21 protein-coding genes and 1 other RNA gene are annotated in these 23,269 nt (G+C 48.1%); 15 read left to right on the forward strand and 7 right to left on the reverse strand.

The features are described 5' to 3' along the window. Positions 1-72: 72 nt before the first annotated feature. The 3 genes from nadK (at position 73) to SD53_RS00285 (ending at position 3,191) form a co-directional block, all read left to right on the forward strand. Entirely contained in the window at positions 73-966 is an 894-nt protein-coding gene (nadK, locus tag SD53_RS00275) for an NAD(+) kinase (RefSeq protein WP_046518207.1), read from the forward strand. Positions 967-1,045: 79 nt separating this feature from the next. Further along, a complete protein-coding gene (recN, locus tag SD53_RS00280; RefSeq protein WP_046518208.1) occupies positions 1,046-2,713 on the forward strand; it encodes a DNA repair protein RecN in 1,668 nt (555 codons plus the stop codon). Positions 2,714-2,840: 127 nt separating this feature from the next. Beyond that, a complete protein-coding gene (locus SD53_RS00285) occupies positions 2,841-3,191 on the forward strand; it encodes an outer membrane protein assembly factor BamE (RefSeq protein ID WP_082101731.1) in 351 nt (116 codons plus the stop codon). Between the two features lie 63 nt (positions 3,192-3,254). On the opposite strand, the gene SD53_RS00290 is transcribed toward SD53_RS00285, so the two are convergent. Together SD53_RS00290 and SD53_RS00295 are read right to left on the reverse strand one after the other, a co-directional pair. Then, a complete protein-coding gene (locus SD53_RS00290; RefSeq protein ID WP_046518210.1) occupies positions 3,255-3,620 on the reverse strand; it encodes an RnfH family protein in 366 nt (121 codons plus the stop codon). Further along, the gene (locus tag SD53_RS00295) at positions 3,613-4,056 is read right to left on the reverse strand and encodes a type II toxin-antitoxin system RatA family toxin (RefSeq protein ID WP_046518211.1); all 444 of its coding nucleotides are present in this window, start codon (positions 4,054-4,056) and stop codon (positions 3,613-3,615) included. Before SD53_RS00295 ends, SD53_RS00290 begins: the two co-directional genes overlap by 8 nt. 120 nt (positions 4,057-4,176) lie before the next feature. Between SD53_RS00295 and smpB the strand changes: the two genes are divergently transcribed. The 7 genes from smpB to SD53_RS00325 all read left to right on the forward strand — a co-directional run bounded on the left by smpB (position 4,177) and on the right by SD53_RS00325 (position 8,091). Beyond that, positions 4,177-4,659 carry an SsrA-binding protein SmpB gene (gene smpB, locus SD53_RS00300; RefSeq protein ID WP_046518212.1) on the forward strand — a complete coding sequence of 161 codons (483 nt, stop codon included), beginning with the start codon at positions 4,177-4,179 and terminating at the stop codon, positions 4,657-4,659. 167 nt (positions 4,660-4,826) lie between these two features. Further along, positions 4,827-5,185: a transfer-messenger RNA gene (gene ssrA / locus SD53_RS18155) on the forward strand. Between the two features lie 39 nt (positions 5,186-5,224). Further along, positions 5,225-5,584, forward strand: coding sequence for a hypothetical protein (locus SD53_RS18560; protein ID WP_046518213.1), 360 nt, complete (start codon positions 5,225-5,227; stop codon positions 5,582-5,584). Further along, positions 5,581-6,672, forward strand: a complete 1,092-nt coding sequence (locus SD53_RS00310; RefSeq protein ID WP_052749189.1) for a tyrosine-type recombinase/integrase — start codon at positions 5,581-5,583, stop codon at positions 6,670-6,672. The genes SD53_RS18560 and SD53_RS00310 overlap by 4 nt, the downstream gene beginning before the upstream one ends. Positions 6,673-6,913: 241 nt before the next feature. Continuing rightward, a complete protein-coding gene (locus SD53_RS00315) occupies positions 6,914-7,459 on the forward strand; it encodes a hypothetical protein (RefSeq protein ID WP_046518214.1) in 546 nt (181 codons plus the stop codon). Then, on the forward strand, positions 7,460-7,696 hold the full coding sequence (locus SD53_RS00320; RefSeq protein ID WP_046518215.1) for a hypothetical protein: 237 nt from the start codon (positions 7,460-7,462) through the stop codon (positions 7,694-7,696). Next, on the forward strand, positions 7,696-8,091 hold the full coding sequence (locus SD53_RS00325) for a protein-export chaperone SecB (protein WP_046518216.1): 396 nt from the start codon (positions 7,696-7,698) through the stop codon (positions 8,089-8,091). Before SD53_RS00320 ends, SD53_RS00325 begins: the two co-directional genes overlap by 1 nt. 506 nt (positions 8,092-8,597) lie before the next feature. Here SD53_RS00325 and SD53_RS00330 read toward each other — a convergent pair. Next, a complete protein-coding gene (locus SD53_RS00330; RefSeq protein WP_046518217.1) occupies positions 8,598-9,494 on the reverse strand; it encodes a carboxylesterase family protein in 897 nt (298 codons plus the stop codon). A 250-nt stretch (positions 9,495-9,744) separates the two neighbouring features. On the opposite strand from SD53_RS00330, the gene SD53_RS17860 reads away from it, so the two are divergent. Next, positions 9,745-13,599, forward strand: a complete 3,855-nt coding sequence (locus SD53_RS17860) for a PAS domain S-box protein (protein WP_052749190.1) — start codon at positions 9,745-9,747, stop codon at positions 13,597-13,599. A 42-nt stretch (positions 13,600-13,641) separates the two neighbouring features. On the opposite strand, the gene SD53_RS00340 is transcribed toward SD53_RS17860, so the two are convergent. From SD53_RS00340 to SD53_RS00350, 3 genes are all read right to left on the reverse strand, one after another. Beyond that, entirely contained in the window at positions 13,642-15,297 is a 1,656-nt protein-coding gene (locus SD53_RS00340) for a diguanylate cyclase (protein WP_046518218.1), read from the reverse strand. A 155-nt stretch (positions 15,298-15,452) separates the two neighbouring features. Next, complete coding sequence (locus SD53_RS00345) at positions 15,453-16,712, reverse strand: ABC transporter permease (protein WP_046518219.1); 1,260 nt, start codon at positions 16,710-16,712, stop codon at positions 15,453-15,455. Then, entirely contained in the window at positions 16,706-17,401 is a 696-nt protein-coding gene (locus tag SD53_RS00350; RefSeq protein WP_046518381.1) for an ABC transporter ATP-binding protein, read from the reverse strand. Before SD53_RS00350 ends, SD53_RS00345 begins: the two co-directional genes overlap by 7 nt. Positions 17,402-17,468: 67 nt before the next feature. On the opposite strand from SD53_RS00350, the gene SD53_RS00355 reads away from it, so the two are divergent. Then, positions 17,469-18,026 carry a DUF3299 domain-containing protein gene (locus SD53_RS00355; protein WP_046518220.1) on the forward strand — a complete coding sequence of 186 codons (558 nt, stop codon included), beginning with the start codon at positions 17,469-17,471 and terminating at the stop codon, positions 18,024-18,026. A 105-nt stretch (positions 18,027-18,131) separates the two neighbouring features. Here SD53_RS00355 and SD53_RS00360 read toward each other — a convergent pair whose 3' ends face one another. Next, on the reverse strand, positions 18,132-18,689 hold the full coding sequence (locus tag SD53_RS00360) for a ZrgA family zinc uptake protein (RefSeq protein ID WP_052749191.1): 558 nt from the start codon (positions 18,687-18,689) through the stop codon (positions 18,132-18,134). Positions 18,690-18,872: 183 nt separating this feature from the next. Here SD53_RS00360 and SD53_RS00365 point away from each other — a divergent pair, with 183 nt between their 5' ends. Genes SD53_RS00365 through SD53_RS00375 form a run of 3 tightly spaced genes read left to right on the forward strand, consistent with a single transcriptional unit; the run spans position 18,873 to position 23,250 of the window. Then, positions 18,873-20,396, forward strand: coding sequence for a cryptochrome/photolyase family protein (locus SD53_RS00365; protein WP_046518221.1), 1,524 nt, complete (start codon positions 18,873-18,875; stop codon positions 20,394-20,396). Then, positions 20,393-21,736 carry an FAD-binding domain-containing protein gene (locus SD53_RS00370; RefSeq protein ID WP_046518222.1) on the forward strand — a complete coding sequence of 448 codons (1,344 nt, stop codon included), beginning with the start codon at positions 20,393-20,395 and terminating at the stop codon, positions 21,734-21,736. Before SD53_RS00365 ends, SD53_RS00370 begins: the two co-directional genes overlap by 4 nt. Further along, entirely contained in the window at positions 21,733-23,250 is a 1,518-nt protein-coding gene (locus SD53_RS00375; RefSeq protein WP_173425674.1) for a cryptochrome/deoxyribodipyrimidine photo-lyase family protein, read from the forward strand. Before SD53_RS00370 ends, SD53_RS00375 begins: the two co-directional genes overlap by 4 nt. Positions 23,251-23,269 lie beyond the last annotated feature (19 nt).

Raw genomic sequence — 23,269 nt, forward strand, 5'->3', positions numbered from 1 at the left:
CTCTGTGCCTGCAAAGCTGTTCGCTGTGAAAAACTATGGGTATACTGCATTTGCACTTTGAAAGGAATACTCATGAGTCAAAACCCTGGCAGCGCATTTCAAACCATTGGATTAATTGGCAAACCTAACCATCCGGGCGCCAATACTACTCTTATTCGCCTGTATCAGTTCTTAACAGCACAAAAGTTACAGGTCTATGTCGAAGAAAAAGTAGCGGAATCTTTAGCCTTGCCTGGTGTGCAGGTGCTGGATTTAGTGGAGCTGGGTAAAAACTGTGATCTGGCGATAGTAGTAGGTGGCGACGGCAATATGCTGGGGGCGGCACGGGTTTTAGCCCGATTCGGTGTGGCAGTGCTGGGGGTAAACCGCGGTAACCTGGGTTTTTTAACCGACTTATCACCCGAAGATTTTGAAACTCCTTTAGCGGCTGTGTTGGCAGGTAATTTTGTCACTGAAAAACGTAACCTGCTGGAAGTGGAAGTCTATCGCAATGACTGCGTCAAAAGCAGTAACAGTGCTGTCAACGAAGCTGTATTACACGCCGACAAAGTAGCGCATATGATTGAGTTTGAAGCTCATATCAATGGTGAATTTGTATTTAGCCAGCGCTCGGACGGTTTAATTGTCAGCACGCCGACAGGGTCAACCGCGTATTCCTTGTCCGGAGGTGGCCCAATTTTGACGCCCGAGCTGGATGCGATGAGTTTAGTGCCTATGTTCCCTCACACTTTAAGCAGCCGCCCTTTGGTGGTATCAGGCACCAGTGAAATAGTCCTAAAAGTATCGCCCAGTAACGACGCGCATTTACAAGTGAGCTGCGACAGTCATGTGATCCTGGCGGTGATGCCGGGTGATGAGATCCGTATTCGTAAACATCCTAAACCGCTGAAACTGGTGCACCCACCAGGCTACAGCTACTTTAACGTGTTGCGCAACAAACTTGGTTGGGGCAGCAAACTCTACTAAAAAATCTCTGCACTACTCCCTTGCTAAACACAAAATTACTGTATAAATTAACAGTTATTCAGTGGAAGGGAGTAACACCATGCTCAATCATCTGCATATCAGTAACTTTGCCATAGTGCGCGCGCTGGAACTTGACTGGCGTAGCGGTATGACCACCATTACCGGCGAAACAGGCGCAGGTAAGTCTATCGCTTTAGACGCTTTGTCTTTATGTTTAGGCGACCGGGCTGACGGTTTAGCCGTAAGGCCGGGTTGTGATAAAGCCGATATAGTCGCTACCTTTGATATCAGCCAGTTAACGGCTGCCCAGCTCTGGCTGGCCGAGCAGGATCTCGCTATGGGCAATGAATGCATAGTGCGTCGGGTGATTGGCAGCGAAGGACGCTCCCGTGGTTATATTAACGGCGTGCAGGTGCCGGCGCAGCAACTGAAAGCTTTAGGCCATCATCTGCTGAGTATTCATGGTCAGCATGCCCATCAACTGTTATTAAAGTCTGATCATCAACGCCAGTTACTGGACGCTTATGCCAATACCCAAGCCGCTTTAGCCACGTGCCGCCAGCATTGGAAAGCCTGGCAACAGTTGAAACAGGAATACAGCGAACTACAGAGCAGTCAGCAGCAACGGGAAGCCCAACGTCAGTTGTTGGAGTATCAGGTGGCTGAATTGGACCAGTTTGCGCCAGGCGTCGATGAATTTGCCGAGCTGGAAACTGAACATCAGCGTTTGAGCAACAGTCACAGCCTGATCCAAGCCAGTCAACAGGCGTTACAACTGGCGTATGACGATGAAGAGACCAATAGCTATCGTTTGTTAAGTCATGCCTGCCAGCAACTGGACGACTTTGTCGAAGTTGATCCGGCCTTAGCTCCTATTCATCAGATGCTGAGCGAAGCTTTAGTGCAGATTGAAGAAGCGGGCCGTGAATTACGCCGTTACAGCGAAAAAGTAGACATAGACCCGGAACGTTTGGCAGAGATTGACCTGCGTCTGAGCCAGTGGCTTAGTTTAAGCCGTAAGCATCAAATTCCGAACGATCAACTGGCCTTATATCACCAGCAATTGTCGCAACAACTATCAGAACTGGCTGGCGATGATGAACGCATAGTGCAACTTCAGCTTGAAATTCAACAGGCACAGCAACTCTATTGCGAGGCCGCCGAAGTTGTATCTGAACTGCGTAAATCGGCTGCGTTAGAGCTGTCCGATAAAATTGCTCACAGCATGGCTGAACTCAGTATGGCCAATGGCAAGTTTTATATCGCAGTGGAAAGTGCAGGTATAGAAAAAGCCAATGCATCCGGCTGGGATCAAGTCGATTTTCTGGTCAGTACCAATCCGGGCCAACCTTTACAGCCACTGCATAAAGTTGCATCTGGTGGTGAGTTATCCCGTATCAGCTTGGCTATTCAGGTGATTTTAGCGGGGAAAGTGACAACCCCAACACTGATTTTCGATGAAGTAGACGTAGGCATCAGTGGCCCTGTGGCGGCTGGTGTGGGTCGATTATTACGTCAGTTGGGAGAGTCCACCCAAGTGATTTGTGTCACTCATTTGCCGCAAGTGGCCAGTCAGGGTCATCATCAACTTTTTGTCGAAAAATACACAGACGGTATAGCGACAGAAACCCGTATTCGTGAACTGGCAGACGAAGAGCGGGTGCAGGAAATAGCCCGTTTGCTGGCTGGCGAAAACGTCAGCGCCAATGCAATTGCCAATGCCCGTGAACTGCTCTGTGCGCCATAAAACAGCCAAAGCAGCATTATTTTTAGCGGGCAAGAACTTAGCCAGTGCAGTTAGGTCTGATTAAGGCTTTAATTTCAGCCCACGCTTGCGGTATGATGCCGCCAGACTTATTCAGATGAAGAGACAGATGAAAGCAGTAGTGAAAACGGCCCTTGTGTTGGCCACAGCATTGACTCTGGGTGCTTGCAGCAGTTGGATTTATCGGATTGACGTGCCACAAGGCAACTTTCTGGAACAAAAAGATATCGACAAGCTGCGGGTACAAATGACCAAGGAGCAAGTGCGTTTTGTGTTGGGTAACCCTGTTGCTGAAAACGCTTTTGACGACGACATCTGGCATTATTTTTATGCGTTAAAAGGTGGCCGTGGTGAGAATTTTGAAAAGCAACTGATCGCTAGCTTTAAAGACGACAAGCTGGTGGATATCACGGGTGACTTTAAAAAGCCGGACAACTTTAATACACCGCTGGATAAATAACCTTGCCGGGGTCAGAGCTTGAGCTCTGACCTGTCGTTACTGACGTCTGATTTTTCTGCTTATTTATCGAATCTCAGATGGCTCTTCAGCCTCAGCACTCTGCACTTGCGCCCTGCCACCCGTTGTTTTGTTAGCCCGCCCTTCATCTTTGGCTTTTTCAGCGCGACGGCGACGCATGTCTTTCGGATCAGCAATTAAAGGTCGGTATATTTCAATCCGATCCCCTGATTTTGGGACTTCGGTCAGTTTACAAGTCCGGCTCCAAATTCCTACTTTGTTCTGACTCAGGTCAATCTCCGGAAAAGAGCTAAGTATGCCAGACTGCAAAATAATCTGTTCTACAGTGGCAGTCGCATCCACAGTTAAACTCAGCAAACTTTGTTTGGCAGGTGTGGCATAAGCCAGCTCAACAGCCTTGGTTTCAGCCATGTTGTTCTCCGTACACTTGTTTCGCTCTTTGGGTGAATGCACCCACCATAGCCGCAGTTAACTCATTGAATATTTTACCAAAAGCAAACTCGACCAGTTTGTTGGAAAACTCAAAGTCCAAAGCCAGTACCACCTTACAGGCGTCTTCACTCAAGGGCACAAAAGTCCAGCCTCCGGATAAGGTTTTAAAAGGACCGGATTCCAGTTGCATCTGAATTTTCGAGTCTGTGACCAAGGTATTTCGGGTAGTAAACTCCTGGCTGATCCCGGCTTTTTTCACCTGCAACCTCGCCACCATTTGATGGGCAGATTGCTGCAGAATTTCGGCTTTGGCACAACCAGGTAAAAACTCCGGATACCGCGGTACATCGTTCACCAGCTCAAACATCTGGCGCGCGCTGTAAAAAACCAGTGCGCTGCGCTCAATTTGTGGCATACTCTCTCCCCTTAATGCAGGCGGCGATTGTAACAGAATTAGCCGTAGCCTCAATGTCCCAGGCGCAAGCCTTTTGCCATTAAATTCCTTGGCTTTTAAGAGTTAATTCGTTCAGCAAAGATGAGCAAAAAACAAAGCAACAAAAATCAGGGCGGCACCATAGCCCAGAACAGAAAAGCACGGCACGACTATTTCCTCGAAGAGCGTTTCGAAGCAGGTATGTGCCTGCAAGGCTGGGAAATCAAAAGTATCCGGCAAGGCAAAGTCAATTTGTCCGACTCCTACGTCATTTTAAAAGATGGCGAAGCCTTTTTAATTGGTGCACAAATTCAGGCGCTGCACAGCGCATCCTCTCATGTAGTCTGCGATCCGGAGCGTTCACGTAAATTGCTATTAAACAAGCGTGAACTGAACAAACTGGTCGGTAAAAAAGAACAGGACGGTTACACCTTAATAGCCACTTCCATGTACTGGAAAGCCTGTTGGGTGAAACTGGAGTTTTATCTGGCCAAAGGTAAAAAGCATTTCGACAAACGTGACGACATCAAAGACAGAGACTGGTCGCGCGAAAAAGAACGGATGATGAAACACAGCAAAAGATAACTGTTGTGGGCTACTCCCCCACTACAGCTTGAAATTGTTCAATTCATCACCATATAGAGTAATAACAGTGAAACTCAGCAAGAAAACACCAGTTCTTACCTTGCTGCCTTGAACTGCAGAGCGTAGAATGCGCTCAACACTGTAGTGTTCAGAAGACAAAAGAATTCGGGGCCGATACTGGATTCGACGGGATTCACGAACTCTTAGGTGCATGCCGAGGTGCGGTAGGCCTCGTAAAAAAGCCGCAAACTAGTAGTCGCAAACGACGAAACTTACGCAATCGCTGCCTAATAAGCAGTAGATGCTCTCCCCCCCGCGCATGCCTGTAAGCCGGGATTTTGGGAGATCACCCCTAACAGGATCGCATGGCGGCTTTGTCCGGAGCCAAGATGCTAAAACCAATCGGACTCGCCCGACGATAGCCTGCCAGTTGGCGCTCATAGGGTTAACCAAATAACTGGATAAGCATGTAGTACCGACGAACTAGGTTTTTCGGACGGGGGTTCAAATCCCCCCGGCTCCACCAATAAAGCATAAGGCCACCGCAAGGTGGCCTTATGCTTTATTGTGGTTTCGCGGTGGACGCGAAGCGCCGTTCGGGGTTCAGCCGGAGCTTGCGCAGCAAGCGCAGACAACGCCCAAAGGGCGGCCTCTCGTTGTCAAACGAGAGGTGAGCGGCAAAGCCGCGAATAAATCCCCCCTACTATCCAGCCACCGCAAGGTGGCCTTTGCCATCAGCCGCAGCAAGAAATTGAGTTGCCGCCATACAAAACCAGCCGCAAAAACCAGGGGCAAAGGGCAAGACCTGACACCAATTTTGAAAGGTAAATTACGCCAGAACTTCCACTGGAAAAAGTGGGAGGGCCGTGTGTATATCAACCTACAAGCCTACCAAGACTCCATCGAGCAGGAGTTTAAAGCATGAAACCAACTGACTATCAGGGCATTTATGCCAGCGAAAGCTCAATGCGGATAGAGTTCTATTATCAAACTATCAGATGCAGGGAGACAATAAGGGGAACACCGACCAAAACACGTTTACAGGAGCTTGCCAGAAAACGCGAACAGATAAACTATGAAATCGATATGGGTACTTTTGACTATGCGGCCCACTTCCCTAACAGCGCCAGAGCCTTTGAATTCAGCAATAACAAAGCAGCAATGCGAACAGTAGCTGAGGCTGTCGGTATATGGTTTCAACGCAACCGGAAAAACTGGGCTCACAGTACAATTCGAGGCTACAACAGCAAAATCACGACCTACATTTTGCCGCTTTGGGGCAAACTCAAACTAAATGAGTTTAAGGCAGCTCTGCTCAAAGATTGGATGTCTACCGTTGAGCTTTCGCCAAAAACTATCAATGAAGTACGGGCCTTGCTGCTCAGCATTTTTCAGGAACAAGTACAGGATGAAATACTGGACACCAACCCAATAAGCCGCACAGCTCGCATGGTCAGGAAAAAAGAGGAAGCACAGCCTTTTAATACCGAAGAACGAGAAAAAATTCTAGCCGCCCTACCCGACAATCCAGCCAGATATTTTTACCAGTTCGCATTCTGGACTGGACTCAGAACAGGCGAACAACTGGGCCTGACATGGCAAGACGTAGATTTTGAGAAAAAGCGTATTTATATCCGCCGTTCCATTGTTAATGGCAGAGATAATGGCACTAAAACCGAAAGCTCAAGCCGGACACATCAGCTACATGATGAAGCCTTATCATCGCTTCAAAAGGTATATCAAACCCATCCAAACCCTCAACCACAACAACGCTGCTTTCTCGACCCAAGAACAATGGCCCCATGGAAAAATGATAGTTTCCCAAGGGATCGATATTGGCGGCCAGCCTTAAAGGCGGCCCAAGTAAAGTATCGACGCCCTTACAACTGCCGACACACCTACGCTTCGACCATGCTAACTAATGGTGCGGACCCTACTTGGCTTGCAAGACAGATGGGGCATAAAGATTGGGGCATGATAAGGATGATTTATGCTCGTTGGCTAGGTGACTGAAATCTTGCTGCAGGTAGGGAGGGGCAGCTCGGAGGGCCCCAACCTGCAGCAAGATTAAAGCATCATTAGCGTTCTCTAACTTTTTCATTAGATGTACTTAGTAAAAAAATTAACGTAATCTAATTTCTAAGAGAAAGTCGTTTTCCTTGAAATAGGTAATTTTTTTGGTAAGATACACAAAAATTTTGCTTAATAAGACTTTTGGATGCAAGTTTTGATGAAAGGATGCCGATAACTTGTTATGAACTTTTACCATGGTACTGATTATCAAAAAATTCACTCGATCAAGGCGAATAACTTTTACCCAAGTGAAAATCCAGACGATTGGTTAGGAAAAGGAGTATACTTCTTTACAGAAGGCATATCCTGCCCGATCGAGAATGCTGAGGAATGGGCTAAAGCTAGTGCTTATTGCAAGAAAACTAGGGCGAATAAGTATACAAACTTTGTCATATTAATGGCGACTATCGATACTTCAAAAATTTTTGATACGACAACAAACGATGGATTAGTTGTGTTCAACAAGCTTCGTAAAGAAACATACGAAAAAATTATGCCTTTGATTACAAGAAAACCAGCGAATGTACAAAACAAGATACTCTGGGATTTAATGGCGGAGCTTTTAGAATCAGATGTTGTTATTCATAATCTATATATTAAATCTATTTTTGAAAGGAAGAATCAAGTATCGTCCAACGTACCAAACTGCACGGTTGCATGCGTTAAAAACGTTTCAATCATAAAGTTGGATTCAATACAAGAAGTCAGATCAGGATTGGTGGCATAAATGAGTATTCAACATAAATTAGACATAGCATTACAAAAACTTGAAAATTATTCTTTAGAAGAACTTAAGAATATTATAGAAAGTTTTGGTTATGATTTAAATGAATCTAGTCACGTTATCAATATTAAATACGATGATATTGACATGAAAATTGTGAATTGCTTCGAGCATTTTTTATGTGTAGATTATTCATATTTTTCAAGCAATGATGAATCAATGTTGGAATATGCTGCGTAATGAAAATAGCACTCAAGGATTATGTTGTTGAAAGCTTAAATTTGAAATCATCGTTGGATCATAGTGTTGAAGATGATTTAAAAATAAGTTTCACAAATGGATACAGCGACGGTGAACCTAAAAATTTTACTGTTATGTTTACTATTGAATTATATACAGCTGAGAGATTTTATTTAGAAGTTGTTAAGACATTTGAATTTGAAACCGATGAATTAATTACTGATGAGTTTAAGCAGTCACCATTTCCTGTGGTTAATGCTCCAGCAATTGCCTATCCTTATTTAAGAAGTTTTATCGGTACACTTACACTTAACGCTGGTTTAGATGCAGTTATGTTACCAACCGTGAATTTTCAAGCAATGTATAACGCTTCGAAAAACTCTGGTAGCAACTAGTTACATGATGACTTGAGTACAAGTATCAATGAAATTCCATGATATTTCTATATTTTCCGGGGGTTCAAATCCCCCCGGCTCCACCAATAAAGCATAAGGCCACCGCAAGGTGGCCTTATGCTTTATTGTGGTTTCGCGGCGGACGCGAAGCGCCGTTCGGGGTTCAGCCGGAGCTTGCGCAGCAAGCGCAGACAACGCCCAAAGGGCGGCCTCTCGTTGTCAAACGAGAGGTGAGCGGCAAAGCCGCGAATAAATCCCCCCAACTATCTAGCCACCGCAAGGTGGCCTTATGCTTTATTGTGGTTTCGCGGTGGACGCGAAGCGCCGTTCGGGGTTCAGCCGGAGCTTGCGCAGCAAGCGCAGACAACGCCCAAAGAGCGGCCTCTCGTTGCCAAACGAGAGGTGAGCGGCAAAGCCGTGAATAAATCCCCCCAACTATCCCACCACCGCAAGGTGGCCTTATGCTTTATTGTGGTTTCGCGGCGGACGCGTAAGACAGATAACCCCTACCTCTCCTGCCGCAACAACCAGCCATAAATATCCCAGCCCTCGTACACTTGCCGCCAGGCGTCGTGTTCGGCTTGTTCCAGCATACTAAAACGGACATTGGTGTGGCCTAACTGACGTAGCTTCTCTATACCCGGATAAAAATTATCTTTGTTAATCGCCGAATCCCGGCCTGCAGCTATCACCCAAAGTGGCAGTTTAGCAGCGGCCAATGGTGGTATCAGATCCGGATGGCCCCAGGCCACAACGGGAGCGGCAGCGGCGAATAACTGTGGATGTTTACTGGCCATATACCAGGTACCAAAACCGCCGTAGCTGATACCAGAGATATAACGTCTTTTGGGGTCCGTATTGTAGTTTTTATCCACCGCGGCAAGCATGGCCAATAGATCCTGCTCAGCCCTCTCCCAACCATTGGGCAATAACACGGGCACTTTCGCCATATCGTTCACCACTTGAGCTGGCGCTATCGGACTGTCAGATGGAAACATCTCAGGGCGTGGCGGTACACCTTCGGCGAGGCGCTTTGGAATATCAGCTTTGGTGCGGTTGGCAATATAAGGTAGCGTCCCCATGTCAAACATATGCAATTGCGGCACTATCATAATAAAAGGCAGGTCACGTTTTTGCACCCAGGCCTCGTACAAAGGGCCGTGGATCAGGGTGTAGTCCAGTTCATCCAGACCATTGCCCCGCTCACCGTTGCCATGTAAAAACAGCAATACCGGCCATTTTTCTACTGCTTTTTGATCATACCCCCGTGGTAAATAAACAAAATACTGCCGCTTTAAGCCATCCACAGCACTTTGATAATCGGCTCTGAGCAACTGTGGCTCTGAGGCGCTCACCGTTGCGATAAATAAAACGACACACCAACACAGAATTCTTCCCAACATAACCACTCCTGTCTGATTCGATGGATGCAGCGTCTATGCTCGCTGACTTTCGCTGCTTTGTCATCCCTAAGTTCGGCATCAACAGTACTGAGTTGCCTCAGTGGCAAGGCAGCCGCTGGCTTCTGGTTTGCCTTGTCCGCTTTACCAACACAACTAAAGCAACTAAATAGCTGCTTTGTTTCAGCTTTTTGTTTAAAAGCTTTTAAATTAACAGTTACACTCTATTTATGGTTATTGTCTGGAACAGGTTATGCGGGCAGCTTTACCACCTAACGAAACAGAACGTTTAGCGACACTACATGCGTTGAATATCCTTGATACCGCCCCGGAGGCCGCCTTTGATGCGCTGGTGCAACTGGCAAGTTATATATGTCAGACGCCCTGTGCTGTGCTGACGCTGGTGGACAAAGACAGACAGTGGTTTAAAACAAAAATCGGCTTTGATCATCATCAAACCCACAGAGATATCTCCTTTTGTGCTCACAGCATTTTGCAGCCCAACGAACTGACGTATGTGTCAGATGCGACTCAGGATCCACGTTTTGCCGACAATCCGGACGTCACCAAACCAGATGGGATCAGAATGTACGCCGGTGCCCCTTTGACCTTAAGCAACGGTGTTGTGCTTGGTACTTTGTGTGTAGTAGACAGTAAAGTCAGAGAATTAACTGCAGAACAACGGCAAAGTCTGGCTTTATTAGGGCTGCAGGCAGTGCAATTGTTGGAAGCACGGCAAAAAGCAGAACAACATTACAAACAGCAACGCACCCTGGAAACCGTGATTAATCATGCCCCGGTGTTGTTAGGGCAAGTTGACACTCATTTTCGCTACATCTTTTGTAATCGCAAGTATCAAGAGTGGTTTGGTGTAGTACCTCAAGTTGCCGTGGGTAAAACTATTGCTGAAGTTTTTGGTGAAGACGCTTTCCTTCATGCCAAACCGTCTTTAGAGCTTTGTCTGGCAGGAGAGACAGTCAATTTTCAGGCTAAACCTGCCAATGGCCAAATTTTCGATGTGAACTTCGTGCCACAAAAAAATCGTCGGGGTCAGGTCGAAAGTATCATCATTATTGCCGCCAATGTCACTGAAGTTCACCTGCAACAAATTCAGTTAAAACAAGAACATGATCGGATGGATGCCATCATTAATGGCTCGAATCTCGGCACCTGGGAGTGGAATATACAGACAGGTACCACCATCTACAATGCGCGCTGGTTTGAACTTTTAGGAATGTCACAACAAACGACCACCTCGATCGATTTGTGGGCCAGCCTGCTGCATCCCGATGATCTGCGCCAGTCAAAACAAATACTGGCTCAGCATTTCTCCAAAGCAACGCCCTATTACGACACCAAATTCAGGATGAAGCATCAGAACGGCCATTGGGTGTGGATCCATGCAATAGGCAAGGTGATGAACTGGACAGCCGATGATCAGCCCCTGCTGATGTTTGGTATTCATTCCGATGTGACTGAGGCTGCAGAAAAAGCAGCGGAGATCTTAGAAACCCGCTCCTGGCTGCAAGCCATGATTGACTCCTCCACTGAGGTTGCACTGATTTCAACCGACCAACAGGGGATCATCAGGTTGTTTAATACCGGAGCAGAGCGCATGCTCGGCTACAGCGCTGATGAACTGGTTGGCAAGCACAGCCCCGCTTTGTTTCATGATCCGGCAGAAGTTGAAACTCAGGGAGAGTTACTGAGCAAAAAGTACAAGCAATCGATCCAGGGGTTTGATGTCTTTGTACATCAGGCCAGACAAGGGCAAAACGAAACACGGCAATGGACCTACCTTTGCAAAAATGGCGATCGTAAACAAGTTCGTTTGAGTGTGTCCGCCATGCGGGATGAACACAATGCTATTCGTGGTTTTCTGGGGGTAGCAATAGACATTACTCAACTAGAGCATCTAAATCATGCCCTGCTGATGAGTGAGCAGCGTTACCGCTCCATGCTGGATAACCTGCCGGGTGTGGTGTACCGCTGTCGCAACGATGAACACTGGACTATGTTGTTTATCAGTGATGAGGTTTTCGCACTGACAGGTTATCAGGCACAGCAACTGATCCGAAGTAAAGAAATCAGCTTTGCCCAGTTAAACCACCCTGAAGACATGCAGCATACCAATCCCCTGGTGCAGCAGGCATTAGCTAAGCGGCAGCGCTTTAATGTTGAATACCGGCTCAGACACAAAGATGGCAGCTTACGTTGGGTGCAGGAGTTAGGTCAGGGTGTGTATGACGAAAAAGGCGAGTTGTTATACATAGATGGTTTTATTTGGGATGTGACGCTGCAACACGAAGCTCAACTGGCTTTAACAGCAAGTGAACAAAAATTATCCTCACTCTACCAAATGGCGCCACTGGCCATCACGCTGAATCGCTTTACTGACGGTGCTTTCATCGAGGCGAACCCGGAGTTTTATCGTATGCTGGGTTATCCCCCCCCTGCTGTTGCAGTGGAAGCTCAGAAAAAAGCTGACTACACAGTGCAGGCAGAGCATGCAATGCTGCAACTGCAACAACAGGGGCGCTATGGTCCGCTGGAGCAGGAACTGCAGCATCAGGATGGTCATGTAGTTCCTGTGTCTGTGACCGGGGTACTGATTAAAAATAACGAGGGTGAACAGCAGATCTGGTCCATTCTTCAGGATATTACCGAACGTCGCCGGATAGAGCAGATGAAAAACCAGTTTGTCTCCATGGTCAGTCATGAACTGCGCACACCGTTGACGTCTATTTCAGGTTCTTTAGCCCTGATCACCGGAGGCGTATTAGGCGCGGTTCCGCCAGCCATGGTGCCTATGCTGGAGATAGCCAAAGATAACAGCTCCAGGCTGAGCCAACTGATTAATGATTTGTTGGACATAGATAAACTGGTCGCCGGTAAAATGCATTTTGAGCTAAAACTTTGCCTGATTTCTGACCTGCTGCAAAAAGCCGTACAAATTAACCAGCCTTATGCGACTAAATACGGAGTTAAGCTAAAAATTTGCGGGCAGCAAGACGCTTTGGTCATGGTGGATGCGATGAGATTTCAGCAAATTATGGCCAACTTATTGTCCAATGCGGCCAAGTTCTCTCCTTCAGGTTCAGTGGTAAAAGTGCGCTCTGTGCTAAAAGACACTGTGGTCAGGGTCGAAGTGGAGGATGAAGGTCCTGGCATATCGGAAGAATTCAAAGCGCATATTTTCGAGAAATTCTCGCAGGCCGATGGGGCAGACAGCCGACAAAGTGAGGGTACAGGTCTGGGCTTAGCCATAGTCAAAGAACTGACTGAACATATGGCAGGCCAGGTCGGCTTTTACAATTTACCAGTCAAAGGCAGTTGTTTTTACCTGAACTTCCCTCAGGCGCAACAAGCCAGTCTAAAGCAGCCGAAAATTCTGGTCGTCGAAGATGACCCTCATGCGGCGGCTTTTATTATGCAACTGCTGCACACTCAGGGTTATCAAAGCGATAACGCCGCCACTCTGGCAGAGGCGGTTGCCGCTTTGGATCTCGATAGCTATCAGGGTGTGACTCTGGATCTGAACTTACCTGATGGTCATGGTTCAGCTCTGTTTGCCGAACTACGCAGCCGTGAAGCCTACCAGACCACTCCGGTACTGATTGTAAGTTCTGAATCAAGAGACAATCATACCCAACTACTTGGCGGTATTCATGCGCTTGACTGGCTGGAAAAACCTATATCGCCCTCGTCGTTGCTCGAAAAACTGGATCTGCTGTTGCGAGCGAAGAAAAATCAGGAGAGCAAAATTCTTCATGTCGAAGATGACCCGCATTTAGGCCAGGTACTGGCGTTACATCTGGCCGACTTTGCTTCATCTGTGCAGGCGACCAGTGTCAAATCCGCTACGCACCTGCTGCGCAGTCAGGCTTTTGACCTGGTCATTCTGGACATTGGCTTGCCTGATGGCTCTGGCCTTGAATTATTACCGGAATTGGCGTTGCACCAGCCACAAACGCCAGTGGTGATTTGGTCGGCTCAGGAGTTGAGTCCAACGCAACGACATCAGGTGGATTTAGTGCTGGCGAAAAGCCGTATCGATTTACCTGCTTTATTGCAGCAGCTAAAAAACTTGTTAGTGCAAAGAGGCTGAACGATCAAGGCTCTGCAACCAGAGCCTTGAAGCAGGCATGAGTTAGCTGGGTTGTTGGTAAAACTGAGTTTGATTTCTGCCTGCATGCTTGGAGCTATATAACGCCTTGTCGGCCTGGTCGATCAGTTGCTCTGTATCATCTGCGCCTTTGGCTTGGCTGATCCCGGCACTGAAGGTACAGTGAAAATTCTGGTAATCAAAGCTAAAAGGTAAACTGGCAAAGGACTGACGTAACTGTTCCACCAAGCCAAAAGCCTGCTGCTGATTACAATCCGGTAAAATCAGTAAGAACTCTTCACCACCATAACGGCCGATAATGTCGGTTTTACGTAGCTGCTGTTTTAACAGGTTGGCTAAACTGCTGATCACCTGATCCCCAATCAGGTGACCGTAGTTATCGTTCACTTTTTTGAAATGATCGATATCCAGCATCACCACACTTAACGGCTCGCCAGTGCGTTCACTGCGCTGTAACTCGTGACTTAAGCGCTCTTTGACCCGGGCGTGCTGCAACAAGCCGGTTAAGCTGTCTTTGGTCATCATATCTGCAAGCTGTCTGGCCCGCTGAGCTCTGGCAAACACAGCCACAATCAGCGCTGTGTCTGTGATAGGTTTTGTCAGGAAATCATCACCGCCTTTGACTAAGGCGGCCAACTGACGCTCGCCGTCTGTCTCCGACGATAAGTAAATAATGGGAACACTAAGCCATTCATCCTGCAAACGAATTAACTGCGCCAGTTCAGGGCCTGAGCAGCCCGGCATCAACACGTCCAGCAGCACAACATCAGGTCTGAATCTGTTCAGACCTTCATAAATTTGTGACGGGTCGAGTAATATCTCGGCCCGCAAACCTGCGCCTTGTAGCACCAGTGCGTAATGTTCAGCTAAAAGCTGATCATCATCCACAATCAACACCCTGAAGGCTTCACGCCGGCGCACCGCCAGCAGACGTTGCAACCGGGCTTCCAGCGACGTGGTGTTTACAGGTTTAACAAAATAACCTCTGGCCCCTATCCGCACCGCCTGCAAATGATGCTCAAAACTGTTATGGCTGGTCAGGACCAGTACAGGCAAAGCTTCCACCAGGGTTTTCTGAAAACCAGCAATGTACTCCAACCCGGTTTGTTCTTCATCTGGTAAGGAAATGTCGAGAATGAGCGCATCGGGTAGCTTTGTCTTTAGCGCCAGATCAAGTTCAGCAATACGTTTAAAACTTTGTACCTGATAGCCAAAAGTAGCGAGAGTCAAGGTCAGATGATGCGCCGTTTCTTCGTCATCTTCCAGCACGTAAATTATCGCTTTTTGGTCATTGAGCAAATCCAGCCTGGCCGATGTCAGATTCATCACCTGATGTCCGCTTTGATGCGCATATTGCACCTGCTGGAAAATACTCATAAAACTATTAATGGCCGCCAGATCGGGAGCAGACTCTTGTGCCATCCAGTCTTTTAACTGCAGTTCCAGGTTTTTAGCCAGTTTGCCCAATTGGGGCAAACCGAAGGTGCCGGCAGAGCCTGCCAGCGTGTGGAATTTGTGTTTGAGCGGCAGAATAACAGCACGCCAATCGGACTGAGCGGGCAAAGTAACCAGGGCGCCAACCTCAGAAGCCAACACAGGGATATCTTCTTTTAGTCGCTCCATATATTGCTGATGAAGCTTGGCAAGTTGTTGCTCTAATTTAGATTGATCTGCGGTCATGCTCAGTCATAGTTCGTTATAGGTGCTGTTCTACTATAACAAAGGATTAAACAAATCCTAGCGGCAAATACAAAATCGCTGAGAAAATTTTATGCTATGTGCTTAAAACAACAACAAAAATTGAGCAAAGACCCAACTGCCTTTGCTCAATCTTATTACAGTCTTACCATTAAACCTGAAGCTAAAGCCCTGCGATAGGCTAAAAAGGCCGGGATAGCGCCTAAAACTAAGGTCAGGCCAAGTACAACGCCAAGCAGTAGCGCGGTTTGATCGTGCCAGGGATTAATACTGATAAAGAGCCCATATTGACTGGCCAGCAGCTCACGGAATCCAAAGAGCCCCGCGACTAACACCAGCAAAGCCGCGGCGATAGACAACAACGCCATCAGCAGTAACTCCAGCTCGATCAGGAAAAAGACGGTAGAAGCCGGTGCGCCAACGGCTCTTAGTATGGCCATTTCACGCTGGCGCTCCTTTAATCCAGCCAACAAAGTCGTGACTATGCCAACCAAGGTCGCCACTATCACTAAAGCCGTAATTAAAAGCAGCATATTCTCAACCATGCTCAGCATTTGCCAAAGCTCTGCCAACGCCACGCCCGGCAAAATAGCCGACAAAGGTTCAGCTTTAAATTCATTGAGCTGACGCTGCACCGCAAAAGTCGCCATTTTTGACTTTAATCCAAGCATGTAAGCGGTAATGACCTTAGGTTCCAGATCCATAGTCAGGCTTTGCTCGACACTGATATTTTTGCCTGGAGCCGGCATAGCACCGCTCTGCCAGCCCAGATGAATGGCTTCAATACCCTGTAGCGGAATATGCACACTCTGATCCACTGGAGTACCAGTGGGCGCCAGAATACCCACCACCTCAAACGGCTTATCTTTATGTTGGGTAAAACTGATGCTCCCCACGCCGTGCGACAAGATGATCTGTTCTCCCAGTTGATAACCCAGCTTTTGCGCTACCACAGAGCCAATCACCGCCTGATACACCCCAGCAAAAACTTTTCCCTGCGCCAATTTCAGCCCTTGTTTTTCACCATACTGGTAAAACTTAAAATAATCTTCGTTGGTACCAATCACCCGGTAACCACGGTGTGAATCCCCCAATGAGATCGGAATACTCCAGGCGACTTGTGGATGTGTTTTAACCGTCTGATAGTTTTTCCAACTGATATTATTGGTGGCGTTACCAATACGAAATACCGAATACAGTAATAAATTCAACTGACTGGAGCGTGCTCCCACAATCAAATCTGTACCAGACACTGTGCTGGTAAAGCTGCTTTTCGCTTCATGGCGGATATGATCTATCCCCAGCAACAACGCGATACTGATGGTAAGAGAGATGACCGTCATCAGCACTGTGCCTTTACGGTTCCATAAACTGGCTCTGGCCAACTGCATTAACATGGCTGAACTCCCTGATGTAACTGTTCCATATCCAGCTCAAAGTGAAAGTAACGGCGAAGAGCAGGATCGTGACTGACAAAAACTACTGTAGTGCCACAAAGCTGTGCCTCGCTCAGCATGAGCTGCATAAAACTGTCTCTGTGTTTATGGTCTAATGCTGAGGTTGGTTCATCTGCGATCAATAATGCCGGCTGACTGAGCAAGGCTCGGGCTATCGCCACACGCTGCTGTTGCCCCACACTCAGACGATTGGCCGGAGCTTGCCATAGCTGCTGCTCTAACCCCAGCTTCTGCAACAAATAACGGGCCCGTTGCTCGGCCTGAGGGATTTTTTTGGCAAAAGCACTCACCAGCAACACGTTTTGCAACACAGTCAAATACGGTATTAAGTTCAGTTGCTGAAAGACGACACCTATAGAAGAGGCCCGCAGTTGATCCCGCTTTGCCGCAGACATATCGGCCATTGACTGGCCCGCGATCAGAATATCTCCCTGCTGGCAAGGGTAAATGCCCGCCAGCAGATTCAGCAAGCTGGTTTTACCTGAGCCGGAGGGACCATAAATGAATAAATGTTGACCCTGGGCTAATTTTAGCTGCGGTATGTTGAACAAAGGGGCTTGGTCTGGCCAACTGAACACCAAAGATTTGAGTTCAAGTGCCGGAATTTTCAGGTCTGTGTGCTCTGACATTTCAAGGCTCATGTTATGATACGGCTTCTTTTGTGACCTTATAACATATGCAGAGGCTGAGGCTCCAATGGTTAAATCGTTATACATGGCGTTAATTCTGACTTTGGTCGCATTTACGGCGTTACCAGTACAAGCAGACGACTATAAGGCATTGGAATGGACAGATTTATTGCCTGAAGAAGACTTGAAGAAGATGGAACAATTGCCGGAAATCAGCCACGAAGGGGGGGAAGCTCCATCAAGTGGTGTATTAAATCAAGCCTTCGGCAATCAGGACCCTGCCGCGGCAGCCTGGAATGAAGTGCTGATGTCCGCCAACGTCAAAGCTGAGCTGAATAATAAGAAAGTGAAAGTACCGGGTTTTATCGTGCCTGTGGAGTACGACGCTGACCAAAACGTGACGGCATTTTTTCTGGTGCCTTATTTCGGCGCCTGTATTCACGTTCCACCACCGCCACCAAACCAGATTATTTTTGTCACCAACAAACAAAAAATCAAAGGCGACATGATTTATTCGCCGTTTTGGATCAGTGGTACTTTAACCACAGAGATGATGAGCCATGATTTGGCCAAATCAGCCTATTCGATGAAAGCCGATAAAATCGAAGAATATACTTACGAATAGTCTGGTATTAACCCGATAAAAAAATCGGCTCCGGCCGATTTTTTTGTGCCGTGGGCTTGAGATTACCCCGGACGCAAACTCGGTGCGACCAGGTCCGCTTTTTCCTTACCGGGCCGTCAGAACCAAAGCGCCGGAACCAGTTGTCCAATCCGCAGCGCCCTGTTCACCATTGACTATCCATTGCACTGAAACTTTTTCCACACCCGATGCTATGCTGGCTAAATCTAAGGTCAGTGTCTGCAGACGCGCAGGATTCTGGCAAACCAGAGTGTAATTGGCATTTAAATCTGCATGTTGTGGCTGAGTGGTGCGTTCAGCCGTTAAATCAGAGCTGATATCAGTTCCTGTCACAGCGCAATTGGCCTGTGGATCAAAACTAAACCAGTTAGCACTGGTAAAATCGGCGATCATTTTCTGTACCAGTTGACGCTGCGCCTGATCTTTTGCCTGATGTTCAAAACCGACGATATTAGCGGTTGGCGTTGCAAAAGCCAGCTCGGCTTCATTGCCCTCCAGTACAAAAGTTAATACGGCCTCGCCATGAGTGTGGCTGCCATGAGCTTCATGCTGATGCTCCTGCGCTATCACTGCATGGGCCCAAAAAGCTGCGCCAAGTATCAGGCCCGGGAAAATAAATGATGTATCCAAAGTTTTTGACTGCACGCCCCGCTACTCCACAACGATAAAGTTGTCTTTATCATAACTCTGGCACAGCTCAGATAGCTGCATTGCCACCGCCTTCTGCCGCAGTTTTTTGTCAGTTCAACGGTATCACCGCCTTTGTCCTGGTGTTGATCTGTTCCGCTGCCAGCGCCGTATCAAAAAACAAAATAGTGGTAATCAGTGATGGCAAAGTTAATTCTGGTATTAGGTGATCAGCTCAGTCCTGCCTTGTCGAGCTTACGTGACGTGCAACCTCAAGACCGGGTCTTGATGGCCGAAGTCGCCAGTGAGGCCAGTTACACCCCACATCATAAACAAAAAATTGTACTGATTTTCAGTGCGATGCGGCATTTTGCTGCCGTGCTGCAACAACAAGGGATCCAGGTTAGTTATATAGACTACCAGCAAAAAGTCAGTAGTCTGACCGAAGCTGTGGCGATAGAGCTTCGCCGTCATCCGCAGTTACAGCAGATTTGTATCACCGAGTGCGGCGAATACCGGCTGGAACAGGAAATACAAAGCTGGCAAAGCCAGTTTCAGCGCCCTGTGGTTCAACTGGAGGATGACCGTTTTATCGCCAGCAAAGCCATGTTTCGGCACTGGGCACAAGACAGAAAACAGTATCGGATGGAATACTTCTACCGCGAAATGCGCCGTTACACAGGTCTTTTGATGCAAGACGGGTTGCCGGTGGGCGGACAGTGGAACTTCGATGCCAGCAACAGAAAAGCGCTGTCTGCGAAACAGCAGTTGCCGCCTGTACTGAGGTTTGAACCCGACGAGATCACTCAACAGGTGATCGCCTTAGTTCAGCAGCAGTTTGCCACTAATATGGGCAATGCCGAGCAGTTTAGTTATGCAGTGACGGGCAAGCAGGCTCGCCAGGCGTTTTTGCATTTTGTTGAGCATCAGTTGCCTTTATTCGGTGATTATCAGGATGCAATGCAACTAGATGAACCTCATCTGTTCCACAGTATTTGTTCGATGTACCTTAATTGTGGTTTGTTGGATGTGCGCTGGGTCTGCCAGAAAGTAGAGCTGGCTTACAAAGAAGGTAAAGTGCCGCTGAACGCCGCTGAGGGTTTTATTCGTCAATTGATTGGCTGGCGCGAATTTGTCCGCGGTTTGTATTGGCTGCTGATGCCTGAGTACAAAGAGCGTAATTTTTTGCAGGCTCAAACCCCCTTGCCCGGCTATTACTGGACAGCTCAAACAAAAATGCGCTGTATGCAACAAGCAATCAGCCACACCATAGAGCATGCCTATTCACACCATATCCAACGTCTGATGGTGACAGGAAACTTTGCACTGCTGGCGGGTTTGTCGGTCGAGCAGGTCTGTAACTGGTATCTGGCGGTGTATGCCGATGCGTATGAATGGGTTGAGCTGCCGAACACACTGGGGATGGCCTTATTTGCCGATGAAGGTGTATTAGCCTCTAAACCTTACGCAGCCAGTGGTAAGTACATTCAGCGGATGAGTAACTACTGCAAAAGCTGTGCGTACGATGTGGCTGAAACGACCAGCCCGAACGCCTGCCCTTTTAACGCCTTGTACTGGAATTTTCTGGAACGTAATCAGGCCTTGCTGTCCGGCAATGCCCGAATGCAGCTAAGTTATCAGAATTGGTACCGCAAATCGGATGAAGAACGTGCGCAAATCAGCGACAAGGCCCGGCAATTGTTGATCCATCTGGAGCAGTTATGAAACGTGCTTTGGTGTTGTTCAATCAGGCGCTGCGCTGGCATGACAATCTGCTGCTGTCAGATCAGGCTGATTTTGATCAGTTGATTGCCGTTGTAGTGCTCGATCCCGCCGAGTATTTGACTGAACAATACGGCATCAGGCGCGCCAGCACACAGCGTTTACAGGCTCAATTAAAACTCCTGCTGGACTGGCAACAACAATGGCAGCAAAAACTACAGGTTATGCATCTTCGTATCGGTGACACGACCACATCCCTGCAGCAGTTAGCGCAGCACTATCAGGCGCACTGCCTGATTGCAGCAGAGCCGACGGCACCGGAACAATACCAACAACTACAGAATACCGGCCTGAGTTTGAGGTTGTATGACATCAATAGCCTGTTGCAACACCAGCTCAGGCCAGATTTAGCCTCACTACCCAAAAGTTTTTCCGCCTTCAGAAAACAGCGTGAACCGGATTTGGTGGTGCAGCCACCACAACAGGTCCAGCTTAGCGGCCAGTTTTATGCTGACGCCGGCCAGGCTTTGGATAGCCACAGCGCAGACTTTATCAGCCGTTACCATAACCCAACAGCAGCATTACTGAACGAAGCGGCGGCTCTGGAGCGCTTAAGCAAGTTTATCTGGCAGCAACGTGCTGTTGTTCATTACAAACACAGCCGTGACGCCCTGGATGGCGACTGGAACACCAGCTTATGGTGTTTTTATTTAGCCAATGGCAGTTTATCGCCCTGTTATGCCTGGCAGCAGGTAGTAGATTTTGAACAACAGCAGATGGCGAATGAATCCACCTATTGGATCCGTTTTGAGCTGTTATGGCGTGAATATTTCCGCTGGCAGATGCGGCAACACGGCAGCGCCTGGTTTAGCAAAAACGCCTTCCGTCCGCCGCTGGATTTTTCTGCTCCTGTGCCGGATAAGCGTTTTGAACTCTGGTGCAAAGGCCAGACTGGTCTGCCTTTTGTTGACGCCAATATCCGCATGTTGTTGCATACCGGCTGGATGTCTAACCGGGGCCGACAAAATGTCGCCAGCTATCTTATTTTTGAATTGCAGCAAGACTGGCGTTTGGGGGCCGCTTTTTTTGAGCAGCATTTACTGGATTATGATTGCGCCAGCAATTGGTGTAACTGGGCTTATATCGCCGGTGTTGGTAATAGCGGTGCCCGGCAGTTTAACCAGATCAAGCAGGCATTAACTCACGACCCGCACGGTGAGTTTGTTCGTCGCTGGCTGCCGGAAAAAACCACGGCAGGCGCTTTGGTGCATTGGCCCGAGGCTAAAGTCCAACAGCAGGAGTTCTGGTTACCTTATCTTAAGCAGCTCAAGAGTAACACATGATCAGTCTGGTCTGGTTTAAACGCGATTTGCGTATTCATGACCATGGCCCTTTGGCAGAAGCAGCGCGGCAAGGCGCTGTGTTGCCTTTGTATATTGTTGAGCCGGATTATTGGCAACAACCTGATACCTCAGTACGGCAATGGCTGTTTATTGAGCAAGCTTTGCAGCTTTTGGACCAGCAACTGACCGCCTTGGGTCAACCCTTGTTTGTGATCAAAGGCCCGGCCACTCAAGTGATCCGACAGTTGTGTAAGGAATTTCCGATCAGTCAGGTGCTGAGCCATGAAGAAACCGGCAACTTATGGACATTTCAACGCGATTTGGCAGTAAAGCAACTGCTGAACGAACTGGCGATCCCATGGCGTGAGTATCATCAACACGCGGTATTTCGTGCTTTAAACGACAGAGACCTGTGGGCTGAACAAGCCGATCAGTATTTATCCGGCAGCCTGTTTCAGCCCCCACAAGCTTTAACTTTTTTATCTGCAGGCCGCCAGCTCAGACAACAGTTCCGGCCACAACGAGTGCTGGATTTACCGCCTTGTCGTCAGGGGCAAAGCGCGCTAGCCTTGCCCGACACGCTACACAGCTTTTTTAGCCACAGGGCCAAAGACTACAGCCGGCATATTTCACTACCCGACAAAGCGCTGCACAGCAGCTCACGCCTGAGTCCTTATCTGGCGTATGGCCAGTTGAGTTTACGGGCCTTGCAGCAACAAACCTTGCGGGCAATCAAACAGCAACCAGCCCTGAGTTTTGGCTTATCGTCCTTTTACAGCAGATTACGTTGGCATTGTCATTTTATTCAGAAATTGGAATCGGATCCGCTGATCGAAACTGAAGCGCTGCATCCGGGTTACGCCCGGCTGCGTAAACAGGATTTTAACAGTGACTGGTTTTGGGCCTGGTCGCACGGCTATACGGGTTATCCGCTAATCGATGCCTGTATGCGTAGTCTGTTGGCCACAGGTTGGCTGCATTTTCGCGCCCGGGCCATGTTAGTGGCTTTTGCCTGTTATCACTTGTGGCTGGACTGGCGGCCTGTGGCACTGCATCTGGCGCAGTGTTTTGTTGACTATGAACCCGGCATTCATTATCCCCAAATTCAGATGCAGGCTGGTACAACAGGCATCAATCCCAACCGGATGTACAACCCTGTTTTACAAAGCCAACAAAAAGATCCGCAAGGACACTTTATCAGGCGCTGGTGTCCGGAGCTGGCGTTGTTACCCGATAGCTGGCTACATCAACCCTGGCTGATGCCGTTGTCGTTACAACAACACTATGCCTGTGTGCTGGGCAGAGATTACCCTTTACCTGTGGTCGAGCTGCAACAGGCCATGCGATTGGCCAAACAGCGTTTGACGGAATGTAAACAACAGCAGGATCCGCAGTGGTGGCGCGAACAAAAACGTCAGGTGATACAGCGCCACGCCAGCAGGAAACGGCCATCGAAGCGCAAAACTCAGTCAGCATATGCTGCGGCCCAGCTAAGCTTAGACCTGAACGAATAACACACCAGCTTGTCAATTT

Origin of the sequence: Rheinheimera mesophila, from assembly GCF_000986865.1 — a bacterium.
In the GTDB taxonomy this organism is placed as follows: domain Bacteria; phylum Pseudomonadota; class Gammaproteobacteria; order Enterobacterales; family Alteromonadaceae; genus Pararheinheimera; species Pararheinheimera mesophila.

Coding starts and splice junctions, on each gene's coding strand:
- SD53_RS00295 (WP_046518211.1), bottom strand. CDS start 4,056: ATGCCACAAATTGAGCGCAGCGCACTGGTTTTTTACAGCGCGCGCCAG.
- smpB (WP_046518212.1), top strand. CDS start 4,177: ATGAGCAAAAAACAAAGCAACAAAAATCAGGGCGGCACCATAGCCCAG.
- SD53_RS00355 (WP_046518220.1), top strand. CDS start 17,469: ATGGTTAAATCGTTATACATGGCGTTAATTCTGACTTTGGTCGCATTT.
- SD53_RS00320 (WP_046518215.1), top strand. CDS start 7,460: ATGAGTATTCAACATAAATTAGACATAGCATTACAAAAACTTGAAAAT.
- SD53_RS00365 (WP_046518221.1), top strand. CDS start 18,873: ATGGCAAAGTTAATTCTGGTATTAGGTGATCAGCTCAGTCCTGCCTTG.
- SD53_RS17860 (WP_052749190.1), top strand. CDS start 9,745: ATGCGGGCAGCTTTACCACCTAACGAAACAGAACGTTTAGCGACACTA.
- SD53_RS00370 (WP_046518222.1), top strand. CDS start 20,393: ATGAAACGTGCTTTGGTGTTGTTCAATCAGGCGCTGCGCTGGCATGAC.
- SD53_RS00350 (WP_046518381.1), bottom strand. CDS start 17,401: ATGTCAGAGCACACAGACCTGAAAATTCCGGCACTTGAACTCAAATCT.
- SD53_RS00330 (WP_046518217.1), bottom strand. CDS start 9,494: ATGTTGGGAAGAATTCTGTGTTGGTGTGTCGTTTTATTTATCGCAACG.
- nadK (WP_046518207.1), top strand. CDS start 73: ATGAGTCAAAACCCTGGCAGCGCATTTCAAACCATTGGATTAATTGGC.
- SD53_RS00290 (WP_046518210.1), bottom strand. CDS start 3,620: ATGGCTGAAACCAAGGCTGTTGAGCTGGCTTATGCCACACCTGCCAAA.
- SD53_RS00345 (WP_046518219.1), bottom strand. CDS start 16,712: ATGTTAATGCAGTTGGCCAGAGCCAGTTTATGGAACCGTAAAGGCACA.
- SD53_RS00285 (WP_082101731.1), top strand. CDS start 2,841: ATGAAAGCAGTAGTGAAAACGGCCCTTGTGTTGGCCACAGCATTGACT.
- SD53_RS00315 (WP_046518214.1), top strand. CDS start 6,914: ATGAACTTTTACCATGGTACTGATTATCAAAAAATTCACTCGATCAAG.
- SD53_RS00325 (WP_046518216.1), top strand. CDS start 7,696: ATGAAAATAGCACTCAAGGATTATGTTGTTGAAAGCTTAAATTTGAAA.
- recN (WP_046518208.1), top strand. CDS start 1,046: ATGCTCAATCATCTGCATATCAGTAACTTTGCCATAGTGCGCGCGCTG.
- SD53_RS00375 (WP_173425674.1), top strand. CDS start 21,733: ATGATCAGTCTGGTCTGGTTTAAACGCGATTTGCGTATTCATGACCAT.
- SD53_RS00340 (WP_046518218.1), bottom strand. CDS start 15,297: ATGACCGCAGATCAATCTAAATTAGAGCAACAACTTGCCAAGCTTCAT.
- SD53_RS00310 (WP_052749189.1), top strand. CDS start 5,581: ATGAAACCAACTGACTATCAGGGCATTTATGCCAGCGAAAGCTCAATG.